We start from the raw sequence: 7704 nt of genomic DNA, 5'->3' as shown, positions 1-7704 counted from the left end.
AATGTAAATTGAAAAGAATTTATAGGCCTTAATGACAGGATTTTCCCATATGGGGGGCAAGTTGCAAGAAATGTTGGAACCGCAAAAGGCAAGCGAATGGCTGATCTGCTTGTTAGAAAAGCCGGATGATGAAAATTTAAAGGCTGCATTTTCACATTGGTTTGAAAAAAGTACAGAACATCAAAGGGCTTGGGAGAAGGCTCTGAATGCTTATAAGTTGATGGGAAGCGTGCCACCACTTCACGAAGAAGAGTGGAGACAAGAGAAAGAGGATCTGCATTCAACAGATCGGATTTTTGTTGCAAGTAACGATAATGGGCGCCTGAAGAGGAAAAAGTTTTGGGCTGCTTCAATATCTGTTGCAGCCTCTCTCCTAATCGTATGTTTAGTAGGTTGGCAGTCACATTATAGTGCCGATTACATCACCGGGATTGGGGAAGTTAAGGAAGTTGCCTTATCAGATGGTAGCTTAGTTCGTCTGGCGCCGGAAAGTCGGTTGAATGTCTCTTTTACCACAACCCAGCGTGCGGTTGAGCTTGTAGATGGTCAAGCATTCTTCAATGTTGCGCATGATACAAAATCACCCTTTATCGTGAGGGCGGAAAATTCGGTTGTAAAGGTAATTGGCACAGCCTTTGATGTTTCTACACGTCATCCGTCCGTCGAAGTACAAGTACAGGAAGGGATTGTTTCTGTTAAACCTGATGAAACGGAGGAGATCATTCTGCGTGTTGGGGATACAATTAGAGTTAAGCCCGATTATTCACTTATTCATGGAAAAATAGAACCCAAATATGTGTCTTCTTGGAAAGAGAATAGGCTAATTGTGAATGATCGACCGGTTTCTGAAGTTGTAGAAACGTTATCGCATTATCATTCTGCTACGTTACTTGTGCTTGGTGATGATATCGGTGAGCAACCTGTAACTGGTGTTTATCAACTTACGAATCCTGATGCCGCGTTATCTGCAATTGCACAATCTGTTGGGGCAAAAATATATCATGTCACGCCCTGGATTACAGTGATTTCAAGTATTTAGAATTTTTTTCAACTTTTTTTGAAAATCTCAAAACCTCAAATCGTCTATAATGCATGTAATGAGATTAAGAAGCATTCGCATAAATTAAATGAAGCTTCATGCATATAGAAGGACAGAAAATATGAAGGGGTTTAAATCCAATCTTCGTAATAACAATTTGCTTCGCGTAGCGATGTTGTCGTTGGTATTGAGTGGTGGAATTGCTGGATACCAGCAACAGGCTCATGCGCAAACAGTTGTATCTGAAGAAGTTGATTTCAATATTCCATCGCAAAACTTATCTGCGAGTTTGGCAGAGTTCGGGATACAATCCGGGGTACAGGTTTCCGCACATGGGGATGTTGTACGCAATCTGAAAGGAAATGCGGTTAAAGGAAAGATGTCACCGCAGGACGCATTGAATCAGATTATTTCAGGCCTCGGTTTGTATTTCGAAACTCAATCAGATGGATCGATTTTGATTTCTTCTGTTGAAGTTTCTACAGGCGAGGAAGCGCTTGACCCAATTATGGTTTCCGAGGCAGCGGAATTTGATGACCATGCAGGTGCCGCGGATCGTGGTGATTCAAAATATATTACGTCAACGGATCTAGCACGCCGTACACCAAGCGATTCAAAGGATTTATTTGCGGGTGAAGCTTCTATTTCAGTGGGCGGTGCGCAAACTTCAACCCAGAAGGTTTATATCCGTGGCGTTGAGGAGCATAACCTGGCAGTAACAATTGATGGTGCCCGTCAAAATAACAAAAACTTCCACCATACTGGTAATAACCTTTTGGACCCAAGCTTGCTGAAAGCTGTACGAGTTGACCCAACTGTTGCACCCGCTGATGCAGGCCCGGGCGCGCTTGCTGGTGGTATTACCTATGAAACTATTGATGTTGGCGATGTCTTGGATGAAGGTGAAAACGTTGGTGGTTTTACAACGGTCTCTTTTGAAACAAATGGCGATATTTTTACAAACAGTAACGCGGCTTATGGTCGGATTGATGGATTTGAAATCCTAGGTTTTGTGAAAGGTGCAAAAGGGGACGATTATGATGATGGTAGTGGTGATACCCAGCTAGCTTCCGGTACGGACTTGTATTCTTTCTTGGGTAAAGTTGCATATGAAGCTGAAAACGGTCATCGTTTTGAAGTTTCCGGTGAGAAGGTGAAGGATCACGAAAATCGCCCTTATCGTGCGAATATCACCAATTTAACAAATCGCAATACTGATGAGCAACGTGCCTATAACTTGGATCGTTCTAACTATGTATTTAACTATAGCTTTGAAGGGGCAAGTGGATTATTTGATCCTAAAGCGACCCTTGGTTACGGTGTCGCCAATGTAGATGTGCCTGATCCATTCGGTAGTGATGGGACAACAACCAGTTTATCCGGTAAGATTGAAAATGATTTCAATTTTGATAGTGAAAACAAAATTACGGCTGGTATAGATTTCTACCAAGACGAAAACGAGTATAAAGATAGCTCGACAGCGGCAATGACCGAGAAAGCCGACAATATTGGTGTTTATGCACAAGCGCGTATCAGTCCAATTGAAGATTTAAGAGTCTCTGTAGGTTTTCGTGGAGATCGACAAATATTTGAAGGGCATGATGGTACCGATTTTACCAATGATGGTTTAAGTGGTAATGCATCTCTCGCTTACGATGTGCATGAAACCACGACCCTAAAGGCTGGGTATTCGAATATATTTGGTGGCATTAGTATAGCGGAAGGTTATATTTATAATCCTGCATGGGATTACAATGCTGCAGAAGTCAAACCAACACGTTCCGAGAACTTTTCTGTTGGTTTTGAAACCAATATTGATGGTTTCACATTTGATACTAGCATTTTCCGTAGTGATTTTAAAAATGCACGTGATGCAAGTTACAATGGTGGCCCCGCAACAAATGTAGACTTCCGAACAGATGGTTATGAAATCGGTTTTGGATATAACTGGGTTTCAGGTTTCACTCGTGTCTCTTATTCCGATACAGAAATCCGTGTTGATGGCCAGTTTACAGATACAGATACATCTCAATATCTTGGTTCTCCAATCGGGCGTATTATTGCAATCGAAGCAGAACAGAATATTGGTCAAACTGGAGTTGCTGTCGGTGGATCAATTGATGCTGCACTTTCCAATAGTGAAATTGGTGGGTTTTCTCAAGCAGAGAGCTTAGACGGCTACACAGTTTTCAATCTATATACAGAATACAAACCTGAAGATTATGAGTTTCTAACTTTGCGTTTGGAAGCAAATAATATTACCGATCGTAAATACGCTGATCGGGCAACATATGGTTCAGAATTTACAAATGTAGAACCAAAGAACGAGCCTGGCCGTTCCTTTATGGTTTATGCAAAAGCTGAGTTTTAATCCTAACTTTCAAGAATGGCTCAAGTCACTTCAAGGCTTGAGCCATTCTTATCTTTCTAAGGGAAAAATTATGTTGAAATCCTTATTTTCGGGCTTGGCATTATGTCTTTGGGCATCGCAAATCGTTGCTGCTGAAATCAACACAATCGACTTGGCTGGACGTGAGATCAAAATCGAAGGTCCTGTTGAGCGATTTGGGGTAAGCGAAGGGCGTTATCTTACGGTTCTATCTCTTTTAAGACCTGAAAACCCTGTAAAGGGGGTTGTTGGCATGATGACAACTTTGGGCTGGACACATCCTGAGTTAGAACAAAAGTTATATGCGCGCTTTCCAGAGGCGAAGAATATCCCAACCTTTGGGATGCAAAGCGCAGATAGTGTATCTATTGAAAAAATCATTGAATTGAAGGCGCAGGTTGCGTTTCTAGGATTAAGTGATCATGGGCCGAATTCGAAAGCGAAAGAGCTGATTGACCTTTTGGAAGCTTCGGGTACCAAAGTTGTATTTATCGATTTTAGGTTGGATCCATTAAAGAATACGATCCCTTCCTTGAAGTTGATGGGTGAAATCCTTGGTGAACAAGAAAATGCGCAAAGATATATCGAGCTTTATCAACAAAAGCTGGATTTGGTAAAATCGCGTGTCGCGAAGATTAAAGAGAAGCCAAAAGTATTTCTACAAGTTCATGCGGGTCGACGCGAATGTTGTTGGGGTATGGCTGACGGTATGCTTGGCCCGTTTGTTGGTGAAGCAGGAGGTGTTAACGTTGCGGATTCAGTCGCACCGGGACCAACTGCGTTACACACAGCTGAATTTTTGCTGGTTGAAAACCCTGATGTTTGGATTGGTACGGCATCTGGTTGGAAACAGGAATATGATGGTGGGGCTTTGCCGGTCACAGTTGGTCCTGGCATGTCAGATGAAATGGCAGAAGGCAGTCTTGGAAAATATTTAAAGACCACGGATTTTCAAGTAATTGACGCTGTAAAGAATGATCGTTCGCATGCTTTTTGGCATAACTTCTATAATTCACCCTTCAATATTGTGGTTCTTGAAGCATTTGCTAAATGGTTACATCCGGAAGAATTTAAAGATATAGATCCAGATGCGAGCCTACGTCAGATCTATAAAGACTTTATGCCATTTGAAATTGATGGAACTTATTTCACCACTTATCATCATGAATAATACTTCCTCTCTTTACGTAAATTTCTTACGACTAAACGGGCGGCGCTATCTGATCCTTGCAGGATTAAGCATAGCGCTGCTTGCGAGTTTATGGCTCGATTTGATAGCAGGGCCTGCGGGTTTAAGTGCGGGACAAATTCTATCTGGATTACTTGATCCGGAAACACTTGAATTACGATATCGCATTATCCTTTGGGATGTTAGATTACCAGACGCACTTATTGCCTTGGCAGTCGGTGGAGCGCTTGGGTTATCAGGTATTGAAACGCAAACTGTTCTTGATAATCCATTAGCAAGTCCGTTTACACTGGGCATTTCGTCTGCTGCTGTCTTGGGCGCAAGTTTTGCCATCATTGTCGAACCTGTGATTCCTTTTGTTCCCTCATATGCGATCCTTCCAACTTTGGCTTTATGTGGAGCTTTAGCTTCCTCTGCGATTGTGCTGGTGGTTGTGCGTGTTTCAAAAGGAAGCCGTGGTATGGTGGTGTTATTTGGTATCGCGATGTTTTTCCTCTGTGATGCGTTGGCATCCGGTTTTCATTTAATTGCCGATGCCGATGCTGCACAGCAGATTGTCTTCTGGGCTATTGGTAATTTAACCAAAGCTGGTTGGCTTGAAGTCACTATTGTAAGTTTGTGTTTACTGTTGATATTTCCCTTTAGCATGCGGCAGGTATGGGTATTAACTTTGTTGCGAGGCGGTGAAGACCATGCGCGCAGTACTGGTGTGAATATCGCCGGACTTCGAACTTGGGTGATTGTTCGGGCTTCCATATTGGCAGCTTTTGCTGTTTGCTTTGTCGGCACAATCGGATTTGTCGGACTTGTGGGGCCCCATATTGCGCGCATGTTGCTTGGGGAAGATCATCGTACTTTGTTGCCGGGATCTATCCTTTGTGGGGCACTTATTCTTTCCTTAGCATCTGCGTTATCTAAGACGCTCATCCCTGGAGTGATTGTACCTGTTGGTATTTTAACAGCTGTGGTTGGGGTACCGATGTTTCTGTCTTTATTGTTTAAAAAGAAAGGTCAGTTCTAATGGTACTTAAAGTATCTGATGTTTCTGCCTTCTATGGAAAGAAACAGATATTGAAAGACATCTCTTTCCCAGAAATTCCGCAAGGTAGTCTGGTCGGATTGTTAGGGCCTAATGCATCTGGAAAATCAACTTTGATGCGTTGCATCTCTGGAGAGAAGAAATGTCAGGGAACTATCGAATTCAAAGGCCAAAATATAAACGAAACAAGTCAAAAGCTATGGTATGATGTAGTGGCCACCATGCCGCAAACACCACCTTCTCCAACAGCTTTAACACCAACCGAATTGATGTGGAGTACCGCGCGCTCTTTAGCACTTCCATTATCAGATAAAGATTTGGCGCGTAAGATTGAGACCATCTTTGATAATTTAGGTCTTAGGAGTTTTGAGTTATCTCCCCTGCAAAGTTTATCTGGCGGTAAACGCCAACTTGTTGGTCTTGCATTGGCGTTGATCCGTGATCCTGAATTGTTGCTACTTGATGAACCAACAGCTGCTCTTGATTTACAATGGAGGATGATTGTCCTTGATTGGGTGAAAAAGAGAGTCGAAGAAACACAGACAATCGCGGTGGCTGCGCTTCACGATTTGGATATGGCAGCGCGTTTTTGCAATATTTTGGTTTTAATAAATGAAGGTGAAATTGTTGCTGTTGGTCCGCCGGAAGAAGTACTGACGACAGGAAATATTGCCCATGTTTACCATGTGGAGACAGAATTAGGCCTCTCTCAACGTGGGAATTTACAAATTGACGTTATTGGCCCGATAGCCTCAAGAGGGTGATATGGAATCTGATCGCAAAAATCCGCGTTTTTTAAAGTTGGCAATGTTTCTAGGGCTGTCACATCTGGCGCATATTGCGATCGGCGTGACAGATGTGGCCATGGCAGGATGGTTGGGGACAGATAAATTAGCCGCAGTTGCCTTAGCAGCATCTGTTTTTTACGTAATTATTTTATCAAGTATTGGCTTTATCGCGGGGCTTTCCCCTTTACTTGCAAAATATGAAGGGGCAGGTGAGACGGAAAAGATTATTTCAACGGTGACTATTGCGGCTTACATTGTCTTGGGAATAACCATTATTGGCGTTACAGTTTTATTCTTTGGTGACGACTTGTTGTTAATTTTGCAGCAACCAGGAGATTTGATTGAACTCACACCTCCTTATTTTTACTTCCTGATACCAAGCGCAATTGCCGTTAATATTTTCTGCTTTTTGTGGGTTTTTGCTTCTATACGTGAACAATCTCAGGCGATTTTCTGGATTTCATTTCTCTCCATCTTTGTGAATGCAGGATGTAATTATATCTTTATGTTTGGAGTGGGGAATTTTGTCGGTCTTGGTATTGCAGGATTGGGGTTAAGTACATTTATAAGTATTTGTCTTAAGGCTGTTACGTTATATATCTGGCTCAAATCACGTAATGTAATCGGGCGGTTAGCTTTCTTGAACCCGTTTCATGTGTTTACCAAAAATGCCACTATGCTGGTACTATCTTATGCGGTGCCTATGGCGATATTGGAAGCTTCAACCATTGCTTTCTTTACAGTGATTTTATTTATCATTGGTTTGGCGGGGGCTGATTACATCGCGATCCATGCGATCACTATACAAATTGCAGAAATTGGAATTGCTTTTGCTCTAGGGTTTAGTGAAGCCGCGGCTATCTCAATTGCCTATGCGGTAGGTGAGAAACAATATAACCAAATCAGAAAATTAATAGTAAAGGGGTTGTTTTTTGGGGCAGCTACAATGACGGGATATGCATTCATTATAATGATGTTTGGGGATGTATTTGTGCCGTTATTTACGGACGAGGAATTAGCGAATACAGAATTTGTGATGGCGCAAGCGAAAGCAGTGCTAATATTGGCAGCTCTTTGTCTGATTGTTGATTCTGGTCGTATTACATTGATCGGCGTTTTGCGTGGGTTAGGGGATACAGAGAAACCAGTTTACTATTCCATATTCGGATTATGGGGCGTGGCTATTCCTTTATCTTATCTATTATCAATCCAGTTTAATTTATATAATTCCGGAATTTGGTTAGCTTTGATGTTAGGGAT

General features: G+C 42.2%; 6 protein-coding genes. All 6 read left to right on the top strand.

What is annotated here, in order from left to right; translation table 11 throughout:
* The first annotated feature begins 49 nt into the window (after positions 1-49).
* Positions 50-1039, top strand: coding sequence for a FecR family protein (locus tag E1160_RS01460; protein WP_218048644.1), 990 nt, complete (start codon positions 50-52; stop codon positions 1037-1039).
* 121 nt (positions 1040-1160) lie between these two features.
* Positions 1161-3410: a TonB-dependent receptor gene (locus E1160_RS01455; protein ID WP_155153214.1), complete on the top strand. Its 2250-nt coding sequence runs from the start codon at positions 1161-1163 to the stop codon at positions 3408-3410.
* 70 nt (positions 3411-3480) lie between these two features.
* Positions 3481-4599: an ABC transporter substrate-binding protein gene (locus tag E1160_RS01450; protein WP_155153213.1), complete on the top strand. Its 1119-nt coding sequence runs from the start codon at positions 3481-3483 to the stop codon at positions 4597-4599.
* On the top strand, positions 4565-5638 hold the full coding sequence (locus E1160_RS01445) for a FecCD family ABC transporter permease (RefSeq protein WP_235914014.1): 1074 nt from the start codon (positions 4565-4567) through the stop codon (positions 5636-5638). The genes E1160_RS01450 and E1160_RS01445 overlap by 35 nt, the downstream gene beginning before the upstream one ends.
* A complete protein-coding gene (locus E1160_RS01440) occupies positions 5638-6420 on the top strand; it encodes an ABC transporter ATP-binding protein (protein ID WP_155153212.1) in 783 nt (260 codons plus the stop codon). Before E1160_RS01445 ends, E1160_RS01440 begins: the two co-directional genes overlap by 1 nt.
* Before the next feature lies 1 nt (position 6421).
* On the top strand, positions 6422-7704 hold a 1283-nt coding region (locus tag E1160_RS01435), incomplete at its 3' end, for an MATE family efflux transporter (RefSeq protein ID WP_155153211.1).

This window comes from Curvivirga aplysinae (assembly GCF_009711445.1).
GTDB classification, from domain to species: Bacteria; Pseudomonadota; Alphaproteobacteria; order UBA8366; family Aestuariispiraceae; genus Curvivirga; species Curvivirga aplysinae.
The sequence above is the reverse complement of the archived record's forward strand: the minus strand, read 5'-3'. Positions and strand labels throughout refer to the sequence as shown.